We start from the raw sequence: 22,016 nt of genomic DNA, 5'->3' as shown, positions 1-22,016 counted from the left end.
TGTCTAAATTACACCCTGTATCCACTCTAGTTGCGAAATGATCGCAGGAACTTATCGCATAAATAGACCGTTTCGGCCCTATCTCATCCCCAGCCATATCAGAGCGGCCACGCCAGCGACGATTCGGTACCAGGCAAAGGGCGCGAAGCCATGTTTGGACACAAGCCCGACGAACCAGCGAATGACCAGCAACGCGACAATGAAGGATACGACAAAGCCCAAGGCTATACTGCCCCAGCCTACCGCTGCGCTGGTGATCTGATCGCCCTTCTTGATCAATTCCAGCGCGGTCGCGCCAAGCATGGTCGGAATGGCGAGAAAGAAGCTGAACTCCGCCGCCGTGCGCCGTTCGACCCCGAGCATCAGCGCGCCCATGATCGTCGCGCCGGACCGGCTGACCCCCGGCACCATGGCCAGACACTGGATGAAACCGATCGCCAAAACGCGCACCGTCGGAATATCGGCGATGCCATGAAATCGCTGATCCTTGACCGCCCGTTCGATCAGCAGGATCGCGATGCCACCGGCAATCAAGGCCCAGGCAACCACCTGCGGCGCGCCAAGCAGAATTTCGATATAATCGTGCAGGGCAAGGCCGATAACGGCCGAGGGCATGAAGGCGATCAACAGATTGCGCAGGAACCGCCAGCTTACCGGCTCACGCCGCAAAAGCCCCATGCCGACCGCCCAGAAAGTGCGCCAGTAGAGCACAACGACCGCCAGAATGGCGCCAAGCTGGATGACGACGTTGAACATCGCCCAGGTCGATGCATCATAGCCCAGCAATTCGCTGGCCAATATGAGGTGCCCGGTCGAGGATACCGGCAGAAATTCGGTCAGCCCTTCGACAATACCCAGCAGGATGACGGTCAGATAATGCAGGTCCATGATTGGGATCGTCCTCCGATAATCATCCCGTCACCCCGAACGTCATGCTGAACATGCTTCAGCATGACGATGAGGGAGAAGATTGTCTTACAGCTGATAGCCCCGCGTCACGGCGGAGCAATGCCCTTAGGCGCTCACCCGACCGGCGAAGCGACCATGCTTGCGGTAACGGACCATCCATTTGTCCGCGACCCCCGCCATCGGCGTGGCGACGACGCCCAGGGCATCCAGCCCCTTGGCCCCCGGCGCCACGACATTGTCGCGCCCCAGCATCGTCAGTTGATCGCTGGTGATCGGCCCACCCGGCAGCATCGCTAGCAGCTTCGCGGCCGCATGTGGCACATCGACCAGCGCCTTGTCCCGGCCAGTCGCCCTGGCGATCCACTGGTTGACGTCCTTCATGCTCAGCACCTGCGGCCCGCCCAGCTCGTAGGTCTGGCCGCCATGGATACCGGGCAGCTCCGCCGCATTGGCGATAGCCTGCGCGACATCGGCGACATAGACGGGCTGGAACCTGGTCGCGCCGCCGATCACGGGGACCACTGGCAGCATGGCGACGATCTGCGCGAAGCGGTTGAGGAACTGGTCCTCCGCGCCGAAGATGATCGACGGACGGATGATGGTGGCGTGGGGGAAAGCAGCCTTTACCGCCGCTTCGCCTGCCGCCTTCGACCGGCCATAGGCAGACGGGCTATCGGCGTCGGCACCGATCGCCGACATATGGACAAGCGCGCTGACACCGGCGTCCGCCGCCGCCGTGGCGACATTGGCAGCGCCGCGATGGTGAAAGGCGTCGAAATCGCCCTTCAATATGCCCACCAGGTTGATGACGATGTCGCTGCCTGCCACGGCCCGCGCCACGCTGGCCGGGTTGCGGATGTCGGCGGCGATGAACTGTACCTGGCCCAGCCCACCCAGGGGCTTGACCCGCAGCGCAGTGGCGGGATCACGCTGGGCAATCCGCACCCGCGCGCCCCGCGCCAGCAGCACCTGCGCCACCTGACGACCGACAAAGCCGCCGCCGCCGAATATCGTAACCAGATAGTCTTTCATCACCTGACCCACGTTCGTCCGAGAGGGAATATGCTGCCCATTCCCTTGCCCCAGCCGCGCCGCGCTGACAACCGCTTTACCCGACCCAGCCGACCAAATCGGCGATCATCCACAGGCCCAGCAGCAGGAACAGCAACGCGGCGCCAACCTGCAACGCGCGCATCGGCACTTTCCTGGCCAGCGCCTCGCCAAACAGCACGGCGGGGACATTGGCGATCATCATACCGAGCGTCGTCCCCGTCGTCACCGCGATCAGATTATCGAATCGCGCGCCCAGCGCGATGGTCGCCACCTGCGTCTTGTCGCCCATTTCCACCAGGAAGAAGGCGACCAATGTGGTCAGGAACACGCCCGCCTTCGACGGCGCCTTGAGCGGCGCATCTTCGTCAATCTTGTCGGGCACCAGCGTCCATGCGGCCATGGCGATGAAGCTCAATGCCACGGCATAGCGGAACCAGTCCTGCGTCAGCACGCCCGCGATGGAGTGGCCCAGAAGGGCGGCAAGGAAATGATTGGCGATCGTCGCGATCAAAATGCCCAAGATGATCGGCACGGGCTTGCGAAAGCGCGTCGCCAGCAACATCGCCAGCAATTGCGTCTTGTCGCCCATTTCGGCAAGGGCGACGAGTGCGGTGGAGGTAAACAGAGCTTCCATCAGACAATATCCGGGGCCGGGCGGAAGTGATAGACGCAATGCCACCGTCGCCTCCCGCCCGGCCGGACAGAAAAGCGCCGATGCCATTGGTCTCGCCTTACGCAGATTGTTCCGCGTCCCCCATGCCATGACCTCTCGGCCAAATATGTTGACATAAGGCCCGCTCCATTTGCGCTGGAACGGCTGGCTACTCCCCAGATGACAGGCTAGCCTCTACGCGTCGAAGCCGGGGATGACAAGTCATGGGTAGGGACAGCAACAAGACGATCGAGACCGATAGCGACGCGGCAGCGTTTCTCGCCGCGGTCGAACCGCCCGAACGGCGGGAAGATGGGGAAAGGCTCGCCACGCTGATGCAGGCCGTGTCCGGCGAGCCGCCGCGCCTGTGGGGATCGTCGATCATCGGTTTTGGCCGTTATCATTATCGCTATGACAGCGGGCGCGAGGGGGATGCGTCGCGTATCGCCTTTTCCCCGCGCAAGGCGGAACTGGTCCTCTATCTTTCGGGCGTATCGGACGAGGATTGCGGGCCACTGGGCAAGCATCGGCGCGGCAAGGGATGTCTCTACATCAAGCGCCTGTCGGGCATCGACATGGATGTTCTGGAGGCGCTGATCCGGCAGAGCTGGTCCTATATGGCGGACAAGCATCCGGCCTGAACGAACAGGTCAGAGCGGCAGCAGCGCTGCGACGATCCAACGTTCTTCGGCACGCAACACGCCCCAGGCGCGGGCCGCGGCGCGGCTGTCCATTGCCTCTACGCCGATCCCCAGCGCCTCGACCGCGCGGACAAAGGGCCGGGGCGGCTGGCGCAATCCCGCGCCGGTGCCCAGCAACAGAAATTCGGGGCGCGGATCCCCATCGAACAGATCACCCAGCGCGGCGAGCGTCAGCGCGTCGATCGGCGGGGCATCGTCCCACGCCATCGCGCGGACCGGGCTGAGCAGCAGCCCGGTCGGAAACACATCGTCCCGCACCCGGAAACCGCGCCCCTGGAATCCGGTGACGATCGGCCCCTGGCCGCTATCGTCGCGGCGCAGTTCGATCCCGATGCGTTTCTCGCCGCTCAGGGCTGCGCTCCGTCCCGTGGGCCGACCCGTTCGGCCTGCGCGGCGATGTTGGCCTTGCTCGCCTTCTTTTCCGACGACATCGGGGTCAGCCCCAGCGAAATCAGCAACGAAGAGGAGACATAGACCGACGAATAGGTGCCAACGACAATGCCCAGCATCATGGCCGCGGTAAAGCCACGCAGCACATGACCGCCAAACAGCAGCAGCGCGCCCAGCGCCAGCATGATCGTCACCGACGTCATCACCGTACGCGGCAAGGTTTCGTTGACGGACAGGTCAATCAGCGCCTTCATGTCCATCTTGCGATATTTGCGCATATTTTCGCGGATACGGTCGTCGATCACCATCTTGTCATTGATCGAATAGCCGACGATCGTCAGCACGGCCGCGACGATGTTGAGGTCGAATTCCAGCTGCGTCACGGCGAAAAAGCCCAGCGTCATCAACACGTCATGGACGATCGCGACGAAGGTGGAGACGCCGAACTGCCATTCGTAGCGGAACCAGCTGAACACCGCGATGCCCAGGATCGCCAGCACCACGGCCAGTACGCCATTCTGGATCAGTTCGCCCGATACCTTGCCCGATACCGTGTCATAACGGGAGAAAGTGACACCGGGGAATTGCGCGGTCATCGCCTTGCGTGTCTTTTCGACCACAGCGTTGGCCGCGCCAGCACCGCCCTGTTCAGGCAGCGGCAGGCGGATCTGCACCGTCTTGGGATCGCCAAACTGCTGGAGCGAGCTTTCGCCCACACCCAGCGATCCTATCGTCGCGCGGACCTTGTCGGTTTCCACATTCTGAGGAAATTTCGCCTCGATCATCAGCCCGCCGACAAAGTCGACGCCCATGTTGAGGCCTTTATAGGCCGTTGCGCCAAGGGCCAGCACGGTCAGCAAGGCGGTGAGCGCGAACGCCCATTTCCGCATCGCAACGAAACCGATATTGGTATTGTCAGGGACGAGTTTCAGAAGTTTCATGGCAGGCTTCCTTCGTCATCCCGGACTTGATCCGGGATCCAGTGCCCGGAGCGCTGCGCTTGGCGCTCTGGATCCTGACTTTCGTCAGGATGACGGGCAGGGAGGGGGAGTGGCGCGATCATATCGTGATGTCCGTCGGCCGGGTGCGGCGCACCCAGTTGGCGACGATCATGCGGGTGAAGGTGACGGCCGTGAACACGCTGGTCGCGATGCCGATCAGCAGCACGATGGCGAAGCCCTTGACCGGGCCGGAGCCGAGCGCGAGCATGATGCCGCCGGCGATGGCGTGAGTCACATTCGCTTCGAAAATCGTGCGGCTCGCTTCCTTGTAGCCATGTTCGATCGACTGGACGACATTGCGCCCGCGTCGCCTTTCTTCGCGGATACGTTCGTAAATCAGCACGTTGGCATCCACCGCCGTGCCGATGGTCAGCACGAAGCCCGCAATGCCCGGCAGCGTCAGCGTCGCGCCCAACATGCCCATCACGCCCAATATGACCGCCACGTTGATGGCGACCGCCAGATTGGCATACATGCCAAAGCGGCCATAGCTCACGAACATGAAGAGCGCGACCGCAACCACCGCGATGACCGACGCGATCAGCCCGGCGCGGATCGAATCAGCGCCCAGCCCCGGCCCGACGGTGCGTTCCTCCACCACCGTCAACGCCACCGGCAGCTTGCCCGACCGCAGCGCGATCGCCAGCTGGTTGGCGCTTTCGACGGTGAAATTGCCGCTGATCTGCGCGCTGCCGCCCAAAATCGGTTCGTTGATATTGGGGGCGGACAGCACCTTGCCGTCCAGGATGATGGCAAAGGGGCGGTTGACATTCTGCGACGTCACCTGCCCGAATTTGCGCCCGCCAGAGCCATTGAAGCGAATGTTGACGATCGCCTGGTTATTCTGGTCATAGCCCTGCGTCGCGTCGGTCAGATCCTCGCCCGACACCATCACCTGCCGCTTGACCGCGATCAGCGGCACGCCCGATGGATTGTCGGGATAGGGCAGCACTTCGCTGCCCACCGGCGCGCGACCTTGCGCCACTTCGGCGGGGTTGGCGGTGAAATCGACCAGCTTGAATTCCAGCTTCGCGGTCTGGCCCAGCAGATCCTTCAGCGCCTTGGGATCCTGCAGGCCGGGCACCTGTACGACAATGCGGTTGTCGCCCTGCTGCTGGATCGTGGGTTCGCGCGTGCCCATCTCGTCGATGCGCTTGCGGATCACTTCGGTCGCGACTTCCATCGCGCTCTTGACCGCATTGTTGATCCCCGCTTCGGTCGGGGTGATGACGATGGTGGAGCTGTTGACCACCTCGACATTGAAATCGCGCTGTCCGGTAAGGCCCGCGCCCTGCGTCAACGGACGAATACGCTCGACCGCGGCGTCCACCTGCGACGGATCGCGCACCATGAAGCTGAGCTTCCCGTCGCGGCTGGAGATGTCGCCGATCGCGATCCGGGGGTCGCCCCGGCGCAATTCGGTGCGAACCTGCTCCTCCATATTGGTGAGCCGCTGCTTGGCGACATCCTGCGTGCTGGCTTCTAGCAGCAAATGGCTGCCGCCCGACAGGTCGAGACCCAGATTGACCCGCGTCTGCATGAAACCGGGCAGCCGGGTGACGACCGAATCCGGCAGAAAGCTGGGTACGGCGCACAGCACGCCGATCGCCAGCGGCAGGATGATCGCAAAGACCGCCCAGCGCGAAAAGTTCAGCATCGTGGGATCAGTCGTTCGCTGGCTTGGCAGTGGTCGGGTCGAGCACGTCGGTGAGGGTGGACTTGACCGCCTTCACCTTCATGCCCGGCGCGATTTCGACTTCGGCGTAAATCTCGTCAACGCGCGTGACCTTGCCCAGCAGGCCGCCGCCGGTGATCACCTGATCGCCTTTTTTCACTGCGTCGATCTTGGCCTTGTGCGCCTTCATCCGCTTTTGCTGCGGACGGATCAGCAGGAAATAGAATACCACGAAGATCAGGACCAGCGGCGCCATCTGCACCAATATGCCGCTGCCGGATGCTGGCCCGCCCGCAGTCTGGGCAAAGGCTGTCGATATGAACATGGGTGGGACTTTCCTGAAGCAGGTCGCGCCTTGGTTTCTGTCGGCCGCAGGACGCACATAGCGCCCACGGATCAAGCCGCGGCGGCTACCACAGATGCAGGCGGGGAGGCAATATGATTAGGCCGATACGCAACAGCCGCAAAAGAGCAGCATCGAATCCCTTGCAACTTGGCGAATGTGCTTCTAAGAGCCGCCCTCCGGTCGGGACGTAGCGCAGCCTGGTAGCGCATCACACTGGGGGTGTGGGGGTCGGAGGTTCGAATCCTCTCGTCCCGACCAAAATTTTGAAAAAGTGCGGCCGTCCGGCGGAAGGGCGCACGAGAATCTCCCAAGCGCTATCGCGCGGGAGTCCATGTTCAGCAGCGATAATCGTATCGGGGAGCGGACGCTGCCCTAAATGAGAAACATGGCTGCCAGAATCAGCAGCCAGATGGTCAAGGCTGCACCAGCGACTATCGCCAGTTTTTGCGGTGGGCTGAGACTCGCTGTGTCTGCGGACAGTTCAGAACCATCCTTTTCCGCGATATTCGCGGGAGCAGCCTGATATTTGAAGTTTTCCTGGACGACGGAACTGTCGAAGCGGAGAATCGTGTCGAGCTCCGCGCGATTGAGCGGCTGCACGAAGGCGCAGCCAGCGATCGTTCCTTCGACACGGACGATCCGCACCGCCCTGATACCGACGCCCGGCACGCCGATGGTCGTCGCCTGATCGGGCAAAATCTCGAAAGGCAATTGCATGCGAAAGCCGGTGAGCGAGATATCCTCGATCTGCACGTCGAACGGCGTATCTTCACCATCGCGCAAGGTCGAAGCGCGGTCCAGCTGCATTCGCTGCGCGCCACGATTATCGCTGTACAGGGTCGCTCGAACTGACATTGGCGGGCTCCATAGCCGGGGACGGCAATTTGGACCCATTCGCCTAAGAAATCGTAAAGATACCGTTGAGGATTGAACGACAAGCGGCAGAAAGCAGGCTGGCTGTCGGTCGGCAAGCATGGTGGAATGGCGATCGACCTGGGCAGCGACGCGCAGCCCCGCCGGTGTTCACCCCATCAGAGCGCTGACGTTCCGCCCCGTGACCGCAAATGGGCAAACAGCGCCATATAATTGTCGACCGCGCGATCCAGCGTGAAATCGGCTGCGCGCGCTTTGGCCGATACCCTGTCGAGCGGCATATCCAGCGAAGCGCCTATGGCCTTGGCCAAGGCGTCGCTGTCATCGACAGGAACGAGCCGTCCGAACCTGCCGCCTTCCAGCACTTCGAGCGGGCCGCTGGGGCAATCGGTCGCAACGATATTGGCCCCGCAGGCAAGTGCTTCGATCAATACGGTCGGCAAGCCTTCCCAACGCGACGACAATATGAAGGCATCGGCAGCGCGCATCATTGCAAATGGGTTGCGGCTGAAACCTGCCAGATCGACATGATCGTCCAGGTTCAAGGATTTGAGCTGCGCCTCCAATTGCGGACGCAGCGGGCCTTCGCCCAGAATGACCAACCGGACGGGGCGTTCATCCAGCACCTTGCGCACAGCGCTGATCAGGACATCGAAGCCCTTCTGGTGATGCAGTCGCCCGCAACCCAACAGAACGGGTATGCCCGCCCCGTCGGTCAACCAGCGATGTTCCGGCGCTTCGCCCGAAAGCGCCACCAGCCCGTCAGTGACGACAGGATTGTGGATGACCTGATGATTGTGCGGGTGCCCGCGCGTAAAGGCCAGGACAGCCGATTCGACGCCCTGAGAGACGCTTACGACCCGCGAAATGCCCGGATAGACGAATCGCGCCAGACGATAGGCCGCCTTGACCGAGCGGTTGGTCAGCAGCGCGTAATTCTGCCCCATCTGATTATGTTCGACCGCCACATGCGGGATGCCCGCCCGTGCGATCCGGTTGGCCAGCGCAGCGGCGACATTAACATGGGTGAGATGGCTGACGAGAATATCCGGCCGTGCCGAACGCAGCCAGCGGGCAAGCGGGCGAATGCTGGAAATGGAACGGCGATTGCCAAGATCGACCAGTTCGATCGCCGGATCGAGATCGTCCAGATAGGGGCCTTCCCGCCGTGCCAGGATCAGCGTAACCCGTTCGCCGCGCGCCACCAGTCCGTTCATCAGCAGGACGGCCACGCGCTCGGCCCCGCCGCCGGCAAGGTCCTGAAGAAATGTCGCGACGTGCATAAGTGACTAGCCTACCAGCAGCTTTATGCCGACCAGCATCAGCACCAGCGCCAGCACCGACCGGACCAGACGGTCGGGCAGTTTGGACGACAACAGCGATCCGACGATGATGCCCGGTATCGATCCGACCAGCAGCGACCCCAGCAACGCAAAGTCGACATTGCCGATCCACAGGTGGCCAAGCCCCGCCACAGCCGTCAGCGGCACAGCGTGGATAATATCAGTGCCCACGAGGCGCGCCGCCTTCATCCGCATGGGATAGAGCGCGATCAGCATGGTCGCCCCCAGTGCGCCCGCCCCCACCGACGTCAGCGTGACGAGCACGCCCAGGATGAATCCGGCCAGCACCGTCAGCGGCAATTGCATACGCCGGAAGCGTTGCGCCGTGTCCTCCTGCATATCGCGGGCATAATCATGGATTTGCCGACGCGAAAGCGTGGCGATCGCCGTCATGATCAGCAAGACGCCGAGCGCCGAAAGGATAAGATCACTCTGGAAGGAACTGCGGGGCAGTTTGGACAATAGTGCGATCGTCAGGACGGATGCCGGAAGGCTGCCCATCAACAGGCGACGCACCACGGTCCAGTCGGGCTTCCCGAAATGATGATGGACGACGCCCCCGACGGTCTTGGTGATCGCCGCGAACCACAGGTCGGTCCCGACGGCAGTGACTGGCACGATTCCAACCAGCAGGATGAGGATGGGTGCCATCAGCGACCCACCGCCCACGCCGGTTATTCCAACGAGCAAGCCCACGAGCAGGCCAGCCAGGCTGTGCACCCAATCGATCATCAATACGCGTCCCCCTTGCCCGCTCAGTGACGGACGACTGGTCGGACATGCACGATTGGCTTGTGCTTGGGAAGGCGCAACTTGGCCTTGACGCGCTTGTAAATGGCTCTCTGCTCCCTCCGTTGGCCGATCAATTCGGCCATTATCCATTCAACATGTGACCATGAAGCGGGGCACAGGCGTCCTGCGAGGCAAATTCGTGGTTTTCCGCCAGTTAACCCTAACGAGTGATTCGGGTTTAAGGGAGGCGGGCCTATGCCGTTTTTGGTACCAAGACACGGCGACAAGGTAACAGCATGTTCCCCAATCCAAAATCCCTCATCCTGGCCACGCGCTATGCGCTTGGACTGATGACGCTGGCCCTTCTGGCCGCTGGGGTCATGCTTGCGACGGACAGGGTTCATTTGTCGCCTTCCGCCATATCCTGGCTGTCGCTCACGGCGGTTGCGGTCCTGTTCCCGGCGCTGCTCGTGGCGTTTCCCCGTTCGCGTCGGTCCGATCTGCTGGCCGCGACGCTGATCCTGGTCATCGTGGCGGGTGGCGCACGGATCGCCACCGGGGACATTGCCGGATTGGGGGACATGTCCGCGATGATGATCCTCATCGTCGCGATATATCTGTCGTCGGGCATAGATATTTTGCGCCAGCGCGCACGCCGCTACCCCAACGAATTGTTCGAAGTCATCGCCATCGAGGAAAAACGGGCGCGCCGACGCGGTGACGCCAAGCGAGCCAGCCCGACCATGCGACCAGAAAATGCCAACTCAATGAACCAAATAGGATAAAATTTTTCGGCTGCCGATCCTATTTGCTGTCCTACAGCCCATGGCTCGGCATATGTGAGTCGCCTCTTCACGCAGGAGGCGCAAAATGACCGATCCCTATACCAGCTTCATCGACAATCCGATTGCATCGGCGCGGGCGCCCTACGCCGTCGTTCCCCATGACAGTGACGCTCTGCCCGTCGTGCCCAAAGCGCTGTACATCGGCACTGGCGGCACGGTCATATTGCGGGGCGTCGATGGCACCGCTGACGTCAGCTTCCTCAATGTCGCCGACGGACAGGTGCTGGATGTTCGCGCCCGTTACGTCCGCGCGACGGGCACGACAGCCGCCAATATCGTGGCGCTTGCCTGATGACCCGGCTCGGATATGGCTTTGGCCGTGGCGCGCGCGGTCCGGCAACGGCGCGCCCGGAGGCGCTATGGCGCCTTGCCACCGTCCGTGCCGGTGAAAGCGCCTATGGCATCGGCAATGTATCAACGTCCAATTCGGCGCGGACCAGCGGGCGCATAAGGGACATGCTGTCCAACGCGCACATGACCGCGTTGCGCTACGCCGATGCGGCATTCATCATCGGGTCCGACCAGGCCGAAACGGCAGTCAGCCCGCAATCGATACAAAGGGCGTTGGAAATCGGCCCGGCGGTCGGGCGGGTAACCTGGTCCGGCAGCGCTATCGGTACGATCCCCGGCGGAGCGCTGCTATGGTCCGACGATCTCCTGCCCGGCGCGCTCGGCCTGTCCGAATTCCCGCCCGGTGCCATGGTCTGGCATCGATCGATGAAGGACAATCTGGTCGGTGACACCCGCGCCAACTTTCCCATGACCGGGCCTGGTACGCCTGAGGGAGAAGATCAGAGGGGCACCACGATCGGCGTAGATCGGTTGATGCAAACTGGCGCACTTCCGGCAGATGGCGGAGCAAGGGCCCAGATCGATGGTGCACCGGGGGTACTGATCGGCCTGGCCAAAGATCATGGTCCCACTGTGCTGGTTGGCGGCGACAGTCGTTTCTATGGCGTATCGGGTAATGCCGGGCCCGGCACCGGGACGGCGGGCGGGCCGCCACGCATGGCGCTGGAACAGGCGGGCATTCCGCACGCGATGCAGGCACGGTCGGGGTCCAAGATCCAGGATTTCGTCGCGGGCGACTTCGCCAAGCCGGTTTTGCGGATCGGGATCATTGCCTATGTCAGCGACATATTATGCAACTGGTCCGTCAACGACATGAGCAACGGACGCACGGCCAGCCAGATATTGGGGGACATCGCGGCCCTTGTCGCAAAGGCGAAGGCGATCAATCCGCAGGTGCGGATATGGTGGACGACGATGGCCCCCTCCACCAACGGGTCCAATATTCCGGTCGGGCTATACGCCAACAGCGCAAATGACGGGCGTCAGGCGTTTAACAACGAGATCAGGACCAACTTTGCGGTCTATGGGCTGTCGGGGCTTGTCGATATTTCAGCGGCAGTCGAAGACCCCACACAGACCGATCGCTGGGCCGACTTTGCCAATGACAGTTCAGATGGGCTGCATTCCCGCCAGACGGGGCAGGCCAAGGAAGCGGCGGTGATCAAGGCGTGGGCGGATGCGCTGCCCGCACCCCTGGCCGCTTATTGACGCGCACCGCGATGGCGAAATGACGGCGCGCGGCGCTCGCCATTTCGCCACGCTTGCGGCCACACAGGTGAAATCGCGGCTTTACCGGGCCTTGGCAGAATCTATCTCGCATTTCAAATCTCTATTCTAAGTAGAGATTTAAGGAGATGAGCCATGTACATGGAGTCAATCGTCGATGTGGAGGCTGTTTTTGTCCCCTGGCGCGGTACGTCGCGTCCGCGCGCCAGGCGGCTCAAGCCATGGAAAGTGTTCCGCAACTATGCGATTTTCGCCGCTATCGTGGCGATGATCGTGGCGTTCTGGGCAGCTTTTATCGCGGGGCTGATGCTCCTGCTGCCCTGACTGGCTACAGACGAAGCAAGCTGTCGATCTGAGCCTCTCGGCGCAATTTCTCGCACTCGGCTTGCCAATGCGTTGCCTCTGCACGCAGGCGTTCAAACTTGTCCAGTGGGATCCAATGACGCGATCCGCCCAGCGAACCGTCCGCGCGGACGGTGACGCTGTCGGCGAGCCGTTCCATCATCTGCGCCAGCTTTGCAAAGTCGCTCACGCGCAGGCTCACCTGGGCACCGTCGCTGGCTCCGTCGATCGCCGCGCGCATCTTGCCCGCTTCCGCCCGAACGATGGCGGCGATCTGCCCGGCTGATGTTGCTTCCATCCCTGCCTCCTGTCGATACAGCATCATCTGCGAACGAGAATGATAGCCAAAGAGGGTTAACCGCTCGTAACCATGGCGCGCCGTGCAGCGCGCACCAATCGTCAAAAGCCGGAAAATCCGGGGATCAGTATGGTGGCTGGCTGCTGTGGCGGTGTGTCAGCCGTGCTGGAACTGATCGGCTTGGGTTGGGGCGCAAAGTCAAAATCCAGAAATTTGCCCGTGCTGCGCGCATAATTATCCCTGGGATCATAATAGGGCCGATCGATGCCCAGGTCGCGCGCTTCGGCCCGGCCCATATTGGCCAGAAGCGTGAAGGCCGACACATAGGCGTCGCGGCGCGCACTCACCAATTGGACTTGCGTGTTGAGCAATTCCTGCTCCGCGTTGAGAATGTCGAGGATGGTTCGCGACCCTGCGGAGTTTTCAACCTTCACGCCATCAAGCGCCAGTTCAGCCGACTTGACCGCCTCTTCCGCGGAGGTGATCGTTTCGAGTGCAGCGCGCCAAAGCGCATAAGAGGCGCGGGTTTGTGCGATGACGGCGCGTTCGGTCGCGGTCGCCTGCTCGATCGCGCTCGATTCGCGTGCGACGGCCTGGCGCTGCTGCGCGCCGGGGCGCCCACCCTGATACAGGGGAATGGAAATAGTCGCCCCTGCCGATGCCGCTTTGTCATTGCGGACATTCACTATGCCGCCCTGATTGACGACGGTGGACCCCAGATAGTCCGTCTGCGATCCATTGATGAAGGCGCTGACCCGCGGCATGATCTGGCCATTGGCGGATTTCACGTCATATCGCGTCGCGTCGCGAGCCTTGTTGGCCGCAAGCAAGGCAGGATTGTTTGCCAGCGCCAGCGCCACGGCCGCTTCTGCACTTTCAGGCAAGCCGGGCAGCGCGGGGGGCACTTCAAGATTTTGCGGCGGCTTGCCGACAAGGGCGATGTAATTTTCCTTCGACGCGATGAGTTGCGCCTGGGCGCTTTGCAGGCTGGAGCGCGCCAACGCCAGGCGGGAGCGGGACTGGGCCACGTCGGTCCGGGTCAGATCGCCAACCTCGAACCGTTCCTGACCAGCGCTGAGGTTGATGTCCAGCGCGCGGACATTCTGGCGGTTCAATTCGACGATCGCACTATCGCGCAACACGTTCATGTAAGTCGCGACAATGGACTGGAACAGATTCGCCTCGACGCTGCGCAGCGAAAACTGGCCGGATTCGACCCGCAATTTAGCGGCGTTCACGGCATTGCGGACGGAGCCACCATTATAGAGCGGCAAAACCACCTGCGCGTTCATGCTTAGCGCTTCACCCGCAGAAATCTGGGGAAACTGGCGATAGATATTGTTGGAATAGCTGATGCTGCTGTCCGCGAAGGGAAGGCCGCTGGACCGCTGGATGGCGACACTCTCGTCAACGGCGCGCTGGTCGGCCCGGGCCGCAGTGATGGAAGGGTTGTCCTTGTACGCCAGTGCCAATGCTTCCATCAGCGTTTCGGCCGACGCTGGCGTCCCCACCATGGCAACCGCGATTATCGCTGCCAGCGGGAAAAAATTGCTTCGCCGTCCCATCATTGCCTTGCCCCACATTCCACCCCGCAGCAGGCATGCTGCTTGCGCACAGCCCTGCCAGAATAAGGTTAATGGTTCGCAAAGCATGTTTGCGTCCGCATGCCGCCAGACGCGACCGGCCTATTTGGGCAAAAGCCCCATGCGGTTGTCAGGCAGGCACTGCCGCGGATCAGGCCGGTCGATCACGGCGCAGTCGAAAAGAACGGTTTCCTTGCGCCGATCACCATCCACCCGATAGAAGAACGACATGGTCCGTGCCGCAGCGGCGGATATGACCGAACCGGATGGCAGGTCACCGGGGTTGAGCCAGCCGATCACGGTACATTCCGGCTTGTCGCGGCACATGCGATAGGCGGTGACGGCATAGGAACCCGCAAATGCGCCGGGTTCCAGCGACAACATATACGCGCCGGCAGCGGGTGCGGCGTCATGCAGTCGGCTGCCCTTCAATATCCATGCAGGAACGTCCGCCCCGGCATCCTTGCGATCGGCGCCGTTTGCCACCGACGAACGATCGCGCCAGTCGCCCATTTTGGCAAGGTCGTAGGACAGGATGGAGGACGGGCCATCTTCCTTTTTCTGATCGCCCGACAGGCTGGCGATCGACGCTATTACGGGTTCATCCGACATGCTGACCCTGCGCAGCATCCCTGCATGGGACCAGCGGAAAAATATATGCCCGCGCACCATCACCAGCTTGTCCATCTGCGCGGACCAGTAAGGCACGACATAGTCGGTGTGATAATGGGTTGCGGTGCTGACAGCCCCGAACACATAACCGTTCAACGCGGCCTTCGCGGCGATCAACGCGCGCGACCAGGCTGATGCGCTGGGGCGGCGCCGCGCGATCGAGCCGTCGCAGGTAAAGGTGAACTGGCAACCAATGGCGCGCTCGCTGCCCTGAAACACGACGCCGCACACGCTTTTGGGAAAGGCCGGGTGGCGCACGCGGTTCACCACGACCTGTGCCACCGCGCGCTGGCCAACCGGATCGTCACCGGCTTCATAATAAGCCGCGCTCGCCAGACATTCCTGCGCCCGCCGCCAATTGTCCGCCGACCCCGAATAGATGAACGGAGGCGCGGGAGGCCGGGGCGCCGTGGAAAAGGGCTGCGCAGCGTTGATCGCACGCGCATCGGGCGCGGCCAACGGCTTGAAGATCAGGGGCGGCGGTTCCACGCCAGTCGCCGATCGGCCGGTCGCCATGTGCGATCGCGGATCATAATTGGGGGGCACGCCATAATCGGGCTGCGACGGGACCGCTGTGAGCGCGTCGACAAAATGAACCGCCAATGACAGGCCCGCGGCCAGGATCAGCCCGCATAACAGGATCGCGACCGTCTGGCGCGCCGACGGCTTGCCCCAACGACGGGTCACCGCATATTCGACCACGGCCGGATCAATGTCTGCGCTTTGATCGGCGGATGGAGGAGATGCAGTCATCTGGCGAATCCAATTTTGAAGCAGCCCCCTAACATCAAATGGTTAATGATGTGGGAAGAAAATGCGATTGGTTGTAGAAGAAGAATATTCCATGCGAGTCAAAACCTGAATGGAACGGGAGGGGCGAAATAGTCTGATGGACATGCCTACCGAACAGACCCTGCGCAGGCGGATTCTTTATCGTCCCCGTTCGTTCATTGCCACTGCGCGACTCCAGGCGCTACTGGCCGTTCGGCGCGGTGACCGCATGTCGCCCCATATCTTCATAATCGGCGCACAAAAGGCAGGCACGACATCATTGTTCCGGGATCTGACGAACCACCCGCAGATCATCGCGCCAGTCGCCAAGGAGATCCATCAGTTCGACAGGCACAAGATGCGCCCGCTCGAAAATTATCTCGCCCACTTCCCGTCGTTACAGGATGCAGAGGAGCGCATGCGCCGGGTGGACGCGCCGGTGATGACGATGGATTGTACCCCTTATTATTTCATGCATCCCCAAGCCGCCGAACGCATCAGCGCCTTTTGCCCGGACGCGAAAATCATCGTAATGCTGCGTGATCCATGCGCGCGTGCATGGTCGCATTATTGGCATGAAGTCGCGCGCGGTTTCGAAACATTGGAACCGGAGGCAGCCTTCGCCGCCGAAGCTGAACGGATCATCAAGCCGCACGACCATGTCGGCCCCGACAAGCAGGCGCGCTTCGCGCACCAACATTACAGCTATTGCGCGCGCAGCGAATATGACGTGCAGATCAGCCGGTGGCAGGCACTGTTTCGATCCGATCAACTCCTGTTCATCGCCACGGAGCGATATCAACAGAATCCGGCAGCAGAGCGCGATCGCATAGCGGCGTTTCTGGCGATCCGACCTTTCGCGCATGCGCAGGACCAAGGCAAGCTGAACGAGGGACGCTACCCCGCCCCTGCCCCTGCCATGGCCGCCTGGCTAGACCAGCGCCTGCACCGATCGCGAGAGCGGACCCGCGCCATGCTTGGCGCCGATTTCGGGTGGCCCACATGGCGCGGATAATTCAGACCCCGCCCCCCGCGCCTGCCGGCACCCAACCGGCCTGGCCTGCGCAGGACATCCCGCCAGGCGATGCAAGCCCCTGCTCCACGCATCGCGAATATGGCGCGACGGCTATCCCCTCAGCGATCGGGAAAGAAATAACCCCGATATTCGTCGTTGGCTGCCAGCGAAGCGGATCTACCCTGCTAGGGGCCATGCTGGGCAGTGGGAATCGCATGATCGCAACGCCCGAGTCGCAATTTGTCGCCGACCTGATGCCTCATGATCCTCGCCAGATCATGGAGTTGGGACGGGCGATCGACGCGATCACGGCCCATCCGCGCTTCAAGCTGTGGAATTTTTCCATCGGCGACCAGCGCCCCGCCGGATACGGCACATTCATGGACGCGGTGAATTGGCTGGTGCGGACCTATGGTGCCCGATCGGGGCGCATGGATATAGATTATTGGGTGGAGCATCAGCCGGGCAATGTGCGGCATATGCGGGCTTTGGCGGAGGCATGTCCGGACGCGCGATTCGTCCATATCGTTCGGGATGGACGAGCCGTAGCCAATTCGCTGCTCAAGGTTGACTGGGGACCAAACAGCATTTCCAGCGCGGCCCATTTCTGGTCTCAACGGGTGGCCATGGGCATGGCGCTTCGCGACTGCCTGGCGCCCAACCGTTGGGCGCGCGTGCGATATGAGGATCTGCTCGCCCAGCCGGACGAGGAATTGCGCCGCATTTGCGCAACGCTGGAATTGCCTTTTGACGAAGCGATGATTGCGGCGCGCGGCTATCATGTGCCGCCATCAACCCGCAAACAACATCACCTGGTCGGCCAGGCGCTTGCCCCCCAACGAATCGATGCCTGGCAGCAGGAATTGAGCCAGCGGCAGGTCGAGATATTCGAGGCGCATGTCGGCCCGCTCATCACCTATCTTGGCTATCAACTTTCCTTTGGTCGTTCAGCGCGCCTGCCCAGTGCCGCCGAAACCGCTCGCATGATCATGGTCCAGCTTGTTCAGGGCTATCGTAACCGGCTGAAGCTTGCGATCAACATCGGCAGGGCGCGCGCAGAGCGGACTGCTGCCGATAATGGGAGCACGGCTGCTACCGCCTATCCCTGGCGGCGTGGCGTCTTGCGCAGGATCTGCCAGATGGCGTCCAGGTTGGTGGTCAAATAGCGCCAGAACAACCGGCGCGGCTCCAACGCCATGCGATACAGCCATTCAAGGCCCGCCCGCTGCATCCACATCGGCGCGCGCGGACGACTGGCGGACAGGAAGTTGAACAGCCCACCGCATGTCTTGACCCAGGCGATACCGCCGAAGCGATGCAGGTTGCGCGCGACGAAAACATCTTCCCTGGGCATCCCAAGAGCGACCCACAAAATATCCGGTCGAGCATCGAGGATTTGCTGGACCACGGCATCTTCTTCTTCGGCGGAAAAATAACCGTTGCGCGCGCCAGCGATTACAAGGCGCGGGTAAAGCTGGCGAACCCGCGCAACGGCCCGGCCATTTTCTTCGTCCGTCGCGCCAAGGAAATACATGCTGTAGCCATGATCCTGTGCCGCTGCGGCAAGATCATGGAACAAGTCGGTCGTCGCCGCGCGATCGGGAATTTCCCGGCCGGCGATCAGCCTGGCCGCCCACAATACAGGAACGCCGTCAGCCGCCACCGCGTCAGCGTGGCGATAGGCGTCCCGAAATACGCGGTTACGCGCATATGCGGAAATGACATTGCCATTGATCGCGGCGTGGTAACGGGTTGTCGCACGTCCCTCGCGCGCCTCACGGCAGTCATCGAGCATCAGTTGCACCCATTGCCGAGTGGACAAGGGCGAAACCGGAATGTCGGCAATGATGACGGGCGCGACAGGTTCAGGCGAGTCGGATAAATGTAGTGACTTCATCGCTTCCCGTGCCCATCAGCATATGTCGATGTTGCTTGTCACACCGCCATGGCAAGGTCAATAAAGACCGTTATTCCGCTTATTTGCCTCGGCGATTCGAGGGAAAATTGTGAAATTGGGGGTTTGCTATGCGCTCTAAAGCCTGGATTGTGGCGACAATCATGATGAGTTCGGTACTGACGACCGGATGCACCACCAGTGGCCCGCTGCCCGCGGCGGCGCCCGGATCAGTGGCCGCGACGACGACATACCGGATCGGGGCTGGCGACAAGTTCCGTCTGAACGTATTTAACGAACCCGCTTTGTCCGGTCAGGAATATTCGGTGAATACCGAAGGCGAAGCATCGCTGCCGCTGATCGGGCTGGTCAAGGTCGACGGCATGACTCCCCGTGAAGCAGAAGCGGAAATCACGAAGCGCTATGCAGCCGGTTTCATCAATAATCCGCGCGTAAATATCGATATCAGCCAGTATCGGCCCTTCTATATATTGGGGGAGGTCAAGCAGCCGGGCCAATATCCCTTCGCCACGGGTCTGACCGTGCTCAGCGCCGTCGCCATCGCGCAGGGCTATACCTATCGCGCGGACCAGAAGCGGGTGTTCGTGCGGCATGGCGACAAGTCGAGCGAGGAATCCGTACCGCTTGCTGCGGATACGCCCGTGCTGCCTGGCGACACAATCCGTATTCCCGAACGCTTCTTCTGATCGCCAGGCCTATGGTCGCTTTGGGCTTTGCAGTCCCGACCAGACGCCTCGACAGGAGATATTGGCAGACCCTGTGTGCAAATGTGCACGGGGTCTTTGCCCCAGCGCCTAATCGTGACTATAATGTGCAACAACGGTCCAAGGCGTGAACGCACCCGACTGGCGCGCGCGTATTGCGTACCTGTCCCATTATTGCTTCACGGTTTCAAAATGAAACATTAGACGGCATAAACTCATTGCCTGGCATAAGGCATCCGGTAATGTTGGGGTATTAAGATGCCCGCGTCGAGCAGGTATTAAGGGGTAGCCGTGTATATAGCCGCGGGAACTAGTACTTCGGCTGAGAAGTCCCGTAGGGATGGCAGTCTAATTCGTGTCGGCATCTATGGGCTGCAATGGGCGCTCGACGTGCTGATCCTGATCGGCAGTTTTTCTTTTGCCAGCCTGATGCGTTTCGGCCACCTGCCCGTGGGGGAGAGCCGGAACTGGATTATCGTCCTGGTATCCGTATTCATGGTCATCGCCTTTTACGGTCGACTTTACACGCTCGATTCCATGCAATCGCTCACCACATCGGTAAGGCGCGCGGCCATGGCCATGATGTGGGCCCTGTCGATTGCCGTTTTGGGCTTTTTCGCGTCGAAACATGTCGATACCATGTCCCGGCTGGTACTGTTCACGGGCACGATCACGGCGTTCACGCTGCTGCTTTTGATTCGCCTTCCTTTCTTCCTCCTCATCCACCGCATCGTCGGCAATCGACTTTTACGGAAATTATTCATCGTGGACGGCGTGGAACCGCGCGAAATGGAAGGTTATGATATCGTCCTTTGCGCTGATCTCGGTTTGAAGATCGATCTGCACGATCCCGCCGTCCTGCATGCACTGAGCAGCAAGATCCGCGAATATGACCGTGTTCTTGTCGATTGTCCGGTCCACGAACGTGAAAACTGGTCCCTTTTCCTGCAAGGGGTAGGCTGCATCGGCAGCCTGCTGATCCCCGAACTGCAACCCGTCATTTCCGATCATGCCAAATTGAGGCTGGAATCGGCGTCTATCCGTGTTTCCACAGGCCCGCTCGATTTGCGAAGCCGTGCATTGAAGCGGGTTTTCGATCTGGCAGTGACCTGCTCCGTGTGCCTGTTCCTCGCTCCCTTGCTGGCCATCACCGCCATCTGCATCAAGCTGGACAGCAAGGGGCCGGTACTGTTCAAGCAGCTGCGCATGGGCAGAGGCAACCGGCTATTCTATGTCTACAAGTTCCGCAGCATGCGGGACGATCTGGCCGACGCTACCGGCAGCAAATCGGCATCGCGCGACGACAAGCGGATCACGCGCGTCGGACGGATCATTCGGGCTACGTCCATCGACGAATTGCCTCAGCTTTTTAACGTGTTGCGTGGCGACATGTCGCTGGTGGGGCCACGGCCGCATGCTCTTGGTTCGAAGGCCGGCAATGACCTGTTCTGGAAAGTCGATACGCGCTATTGGCTGCGTCATTCGACCAAACCCGGCATTACCGGACTGGCTCAAATCCGGGGGTTCCGAGGCGCGACCGAAACCCATCGCGACCTGACCGAACGCCTGCGGTACGATCTTGAATATCTGCGCAACTGGTCGATTTTTCGGGATATCAGCATCCTGCTCGCAACCTTTGGCGTGGTCGTGCACAAAAACGCCTATTGAGCGCTACCGCAGGATCAGGACTGCCGGGCTCACACCATAGAAATCAAAACGCACGCTATCGCAACTGCAATACTCAGTTGCCCCTTCGCCGCACGGCCCATTGCTGTAGCGGATATTTGGCAAAGTTTCGGGCCAGATCGCGCAGCGCAAACAGCCAGTCCGTGGCTGGACGATCGCTCAGGGAACGGATCGCTCGCCTTTGCACCTCGAAGGTGGAGAGGAAATAGCCCGGCGACCAGGCGAATTTCTGTCCGAAATGATAGCGTTTGGCAATCCGCACCGGCGCACACCGGGCAAGCCGAAAGCCCGCCGCGCCAAGACGTACCCAAAGATCATAATCGAAATGGCTCCGACGATTGAGGGCATAATTGCCCACCGCCTGCATGGCGTCGCGCCGGATGCATGAACCTGAATGGGAAAGCTGGTTCTTGCGGCCCAACCGGTGGGTCACATCGGTCAGCGCCGTTGCCTGGGGCTGAATGCGTGTCCAGTCGGCAGTCTCGCCAGGGCCTATCATCAACCGTTCAAAACTGATCGCGGCGACATCCGGCCGGTCATCCATGACAGCGCACGCCGTTTCCAGCCAGGTCGGATGCGCCAGATCATCCGCGTCGAGAATTGCCACGAGCGGCGCGCTCCCTTGCGACAATGCGAAGTTGAGCGCCTTGCCACGCCCCCGATCAGCATTAGCGAACAATGCAAACCGGCCATCCTTGTCGCAAAATGCCCGCGCGATGGCCGCGCTGTCGTCCGTGCTCCCGTCATCCACCAGAATGAAGCGGGCATCAGCCAGTGTCTGGGACGACAGGGATGCCAGAGTGGGCTCCAGCGTGGCGGCAGCATTGAAAAACGTGCAAAGCAGATCGATGCTGGCCGGCGGCAACGTCATATGGCGCATATCCTGACATGAAAACGCCACCCTAGTCGGCAGGCGAGACTCTGTACCCCAC

General features: G+C 61.3%; 24 protein-coding genes, 1 tRNA gene and 1 riboswitch. Of the genes, 10 read left to right on the top strand and 15 right to left on the bottom strand.

Annotation, left to right across the window (positions count from 1 at the left end; genetic code table 11):
* Window positions 1–78: 78 nt before the first annotated feature.
* The 3 genes from AC07X9_RS14945 to AC07X9_RS14935 all read right to left on the bottom strand — a co-directional run bounded on the left by AC07X9_RS14945 (window position 79) and on the right by AC07X9_RS14935 (window position 2,596).
* The gene (locus AC07X9_RS14945; RefSeq protein ID WP_017181743.1) at window positions 79–888 is read right to left on the bottom strand and encodes an undecaprenyl-diphosphate phosphatase; all 810 of its coding nucleotides are present in this window, start codon (window positions 886–888) and stop codon (window positions 79–81) included.
* Window positions 889–1,014: 126 nt separating this feature from the next.
* A complete protein-coding gene (locus AC07X9_RS14940; RefSeq protein ID WP_026002154.1) occupies window positions 1,015–1,941 on the bottom strand; it encodes a complex I NDUFA9 subunit family protein in 927 nt (308 codons plus the stop codon).
* A 76-nt stretch (window positions 1,942–2,017) separates the two neighbouring features.
* A complete protein-coding gene (locus AC07X9_RS14935; protein WP_026002155.1) occupies window positions 2,018–2,596 on the bottom strand; it encodes a TMEM165/GDT1 family protein in 579 nt (192 codons plus the stop codon).
* An 18-nt stretch (window positions 2,597–2,614) separates the two neighbouring features.
* A riboswitch (yybP-ykoY riboswitch) is annotated at window positions 2,615–2,805 on the bottom strand.
* Window positions 2,806–2,838: 33 nt separating this feature from the next.
* Between AC07X9_RS14935 and AC07X9_RS14930 the strand changes: the two genes are divergently transcribed.
* Window positions 2,839–3,255 carry a DUF1801 domain-containing protein gene (locus tag AC07X9_RS14930; RefSeq protein ID WP_017181746.1) on the top strand — a complete coding sequence of 139 codons (417 nt, stop codon included), beginning with the start codon at window positions 2,839–2,841 and terminating at the stop codon, window positions 3,253–3,255.
* Window positions 3,256–3,264: 9 nt separating this feature from the next.
* Here AC07X9_RS14930 and AC07X9_RS14925 read toward each other — a convergent pair whose 3' ends face one another.
* The 4 genes from AC07X9_RS14925 to yajC form a co-directional block, all read right to left on the bottom strand.
* A complete protein-coding gene (locus tag AC07X9_RS14925) occupies window positions 3,265–3,606 on the bottom strand; it encodes an Mth938-like domain-containing protein (RefSeq protein ID WP_081490874.1) in 342 nt (113 codons plus the stop codon).
* Window positions 3,607–3,662: 56 nt separating this feature from the next.
* The gene (gene secF / locus AC07X9_RS14920) at window positions 3,663–4,646 is read right to left on the bottom strand and encodes a protein translocase subunit SecF (RefSeq protein ID WP_017181748.1); all 984 of its coding nucleotides are present in this window, start codon (window positions 4,644–4,646) and stop codon (window positions 3,663–3,665) included.
* A 118-nt stretch (window positions 4,647–4,764) separates the two neighbouring features.
* Entirely contained in the window at window positions 4,765–6,363 is a 1,599-nt protein-coding gene (gene secD / locus AC07X9_RS14915) for a protein translocase subunit SecD (RefSeq protein WP_017181749.1), read from the bottom strand.
* Between the two features lie 7 nt (window positions 6,364–6,370).
* The gene (gene yajC / locus AC07X9_RS14910) at window positions 6,371–6,706 is read right to left on the bottom strand and encodes a preprotein translocase subunit YajC (RefSeq protein WP_017181750.1); all 336 of its coding nucleotides are present in this window, start codon (window positions 6,704–6,706) and stop codon (window positions 6,371–6,373) included.
* A gap of 202 nt (window positions 6,707–6,908) precedes the next feature.
* On the opposite strand from yajC, the gene AC07X9_RS14905 reads away from it, so the two are divergent.
* Window positions 6,909–6,985 (top strand) — tRNA-Pro (locus AC07X9_RS14905).
* Between the two features lie 114 nt (window positions 6,986–7,099).
* Here AC07X9_RS14905 and AC07X9_RS14900 read toward each other — a convergent pair.
* The 3 genes from AC07X9_RS14900 to AC07X9_RS14890 all read right to left on the bottom strand — a co-directional run bounded on the left by AC07X9_RS14900 (window position 7,100) and on the right by AC07X9_RS14890 (window position 9,675).
* Window positions 7,100–7,582 carry a PilZ domain-containing protein gene (locus tag AC07X9_RS14900; protein WP_241763582.1) on the bottom strand — a complete coding sequence of 161 codons (483 nt, stop codon included), beginning with the start codon at window positions 7,580–7,582 and terminating at the stop codon, window positions 7,100–7,102.
* Between the two features lie 176 nt (window positions 7,583–7,758).
* Window positions 7,759–8,883 carry a glycosyltransferase gene (locus AC07X9_RS14895; protein ID WP_017181752.1) on the bottom strand — a complete coding sequence of 375 codons (1,125 nt, stop codon included), beginning with the start codon at window positions 8,881–8,883 and terminating at the stop codon, window positions 7,759–7,761.
* 6 nt (window positions 8,884–8,889) lie between these two features.
* Entirely contained in the window at window positions 8,890–9,675 is a 786-nt protein-coding gene (locus tag AC07X9_RS14890; protein ID WP_017181753.1) for a sulfite exporter TauE/SafE family protein, read from the bottom strand.
* Between the two features lie 296 nt (window positions 9,676–9,971).
* On the opposite strand from AC07X9_RS14890, the gene AC07X9_RS14885 reads away from it, so the two are divergent.
* The 4 genes from AC07X9_RS14885 to AC07X9_RS14870 all read left to right on the top strand — a co-directional run bounded on the left by AC07X9_RS14885 (window position 9,972) and on the right by AC07X9_RS14870 (window position 12,422).
* Window positions 9,972–10,460 carry a hypothetical protein gene (locus AC07X9_RS14885; RefSeq protein ID WP_017181754.1) on the top strand — a complete coding sequence of 163 codons (489 nt, stop codon included), beginning with the start codon at window positions 9,972–9,974 and terminating at the stop codon, window positions 10,458–10,460.
* An 85-nt stretch (window positions 10,461–10,545) separates the two neighbouring features.
* Window positions 10,546–10,812: a spike base protein, RCAP_Rcc01079 family gene (locus AC07X9_RS14880; protein WP_017181755.1), complete on the top strand. Its 267-nt coding sequence runs from the start codon at window positions 10,546–10,548 to the stop codon at window positions 10,810–10,812.
* Window positions 10,812–12,080 carry an SGNH/GDSL hydrolase family protein gene (locus tag AC07X9_RS14875; RefSeq protein WP_017181756.1) on the top strand — a complete coding sequence of 423 codons (1,269 nt, stop codon included), beginning with the start codon at window positions 10,812–10,814 and terminating at the stop codon, window positions 12,078–12,080. The genes AC07X9_RS14880 and AC07X9_RS14875 overlap by 1 nt, the downstream gene beginning before the upstream one ends.
* Before the next feature lie 153 nt (window positions 12,081–12,233).
* Window positions 12,234–12,422, top strand: a complete 189-nt coding sequence (locus AC07X9_RS14870; protein WP_017181757.1) for a hypothetical protein — start codon at window positions 12,234–12,236, stop codon at window positions 12,420–12,422.
* 4 nt (window positions 12,423–12,426) lie between these two features.
* Here AC07X9_RS14870 and AC07X9_RS14865 read toward each other — a convergent pair whose 3' ends face one another.
* The 3 genes from AC07X9_RS14865 to AC07X9_RS14855 form a co-directional block, all read right to left on the bottom strand.
* Window positions 12,427–12,738 carry a hypothetical protein gene (locus AC07X9_RS14865; protein WP_229380560.1) on the bottom strand — a complete coding sequence of 104 codons (312 nt, stop codon included), beginning with the start codon at window positions 12,736–12,738 and terminating at the stop codon, window positions 12,427–12,429.
* A 101-nt stretch (window positions 12,739–12,839) separates the two neighbouring features.
* Window positions 12,840–14,321, bottom strand: coding sequence for a TolC family outer membrane protein (locus tag AC07X9_RS14860; protein ID WP_017181759.1), 1,482 nt, complete (start codon window positions 14,319–14,321; stop codon window positions 12,840–12,842).
* Between the two features lie 102 nt (window positions 14,322–14,423).
* Complete coding sequence (locus AC07X9_RS14855; RefSeq protein ID WP_026002156.1) at window positions 14,424–15,746, bottom strand: cell wall hydrolase; 1,323 nt, start codon at window positions 15,744–15,746, stop codon at window positions 14,424–14,426.
* 136 nt (window positions 15,747–15,882) lie between these two features.
* Between AC07X9_RS14855 and AC07X9_RS14850 the strand changes: the two genes are divergently transcribed.
* Complete coding sequence (locus tag AC07X9_RS14850; protein ID WP_017181761.1) at window positions 15,883–16,779, top strand: sulfotransferase family protein; 897 nt, start codon at window positions 15,883–15,885, stop codon at window positions 16,777–16,779.
* On the top strand, window positions 16,767–17,945 hold the full coding sequence (locus AC07X9_RS14845) for a sulfotransferase family protein (protein WP_254908085.1): 1,179 nt from the start codon (window positions 16,767–16,769) through the stop codon (window positions 17,943–17,945). The genes AC07X9_RS14850 and AC07X9_RS14845 overlap by 13 nt, the downstream gene beginning before the upstream one ends.
* On the opposite strand, the gene AC07X9_RS14840 is transcribed toward AC07X9_RS14845, so the two are convergent.
* A complete protein-coding gene (locus AC07X9_RS14840) occupies window positions 17,879–18,676 on the bottom strand; it encodes a WecB/TagA/CpsF family glycosyltransferase (protein WP_017181763.1) in 798 nt (265 codons plus the stop codon). The genes AC07X9_RS14845 and AC07X9_RS14840 overlap by 67 nt on opposite strands.
* A 161-nt stretch (window positions 18,677–18,837) precedes the next feature.
* Between AC07X9_RS14840 and AC07X9_RS14835 the strand changes: the two genes are divergently transcribed.
* Window positions 18,838–19,380, top strand: coding sequence for a polysaccharide biosynthesis/export family protein (locus tag AC07X9_RS14835; protein WP_229380562.1), 543 nt, complete (start codon window positions 18,838–18,840; stop codon window positions 19,378–19,380).
* Between the two features lie 309 nt (window positions 19,381–19,689).
* A complete protein-coding gene (locus tag AC07X9_RS14830; protein WP_241763583.1) occupies window positions 19,690–21,066 on the top strand; it encodes an exopolysaccharide biosynthesis polyprenyl glycosylphosphotransferase in 1,377 nt (458 codons plus the stop codon).
* A gap of 73 nt (window positions 21,067–21,139) precedes the next feature.
* Here AC07X9_RS14830 and AC07X9_RS14825 read toward each other — a convergent pair whose 3' ends face one another.
* On the bottom strand, window positions 21,140–21,955 hold the full coding sequence (locus AC07X9_RS14825; RefSeq protein WP_017181766.1) for a glycosyltransferase family 2 protein: 816 nt from the start codon (window positions 21,953–21,955) through the stop codon (window positions 21,140–21,142).
* Between the last annotated feature and the right edge of the window lie 61 nt (window positions 21,956–22,016).

It is taken from the genome of Sphingobium sp. GW456-12-10-14-TSB1 (assembly GCF_059424385.1).
Note: the sequence above shows the minus strand (reverse complement) of the source record. Positions and strands in the feature narration are given on the sequence as shown.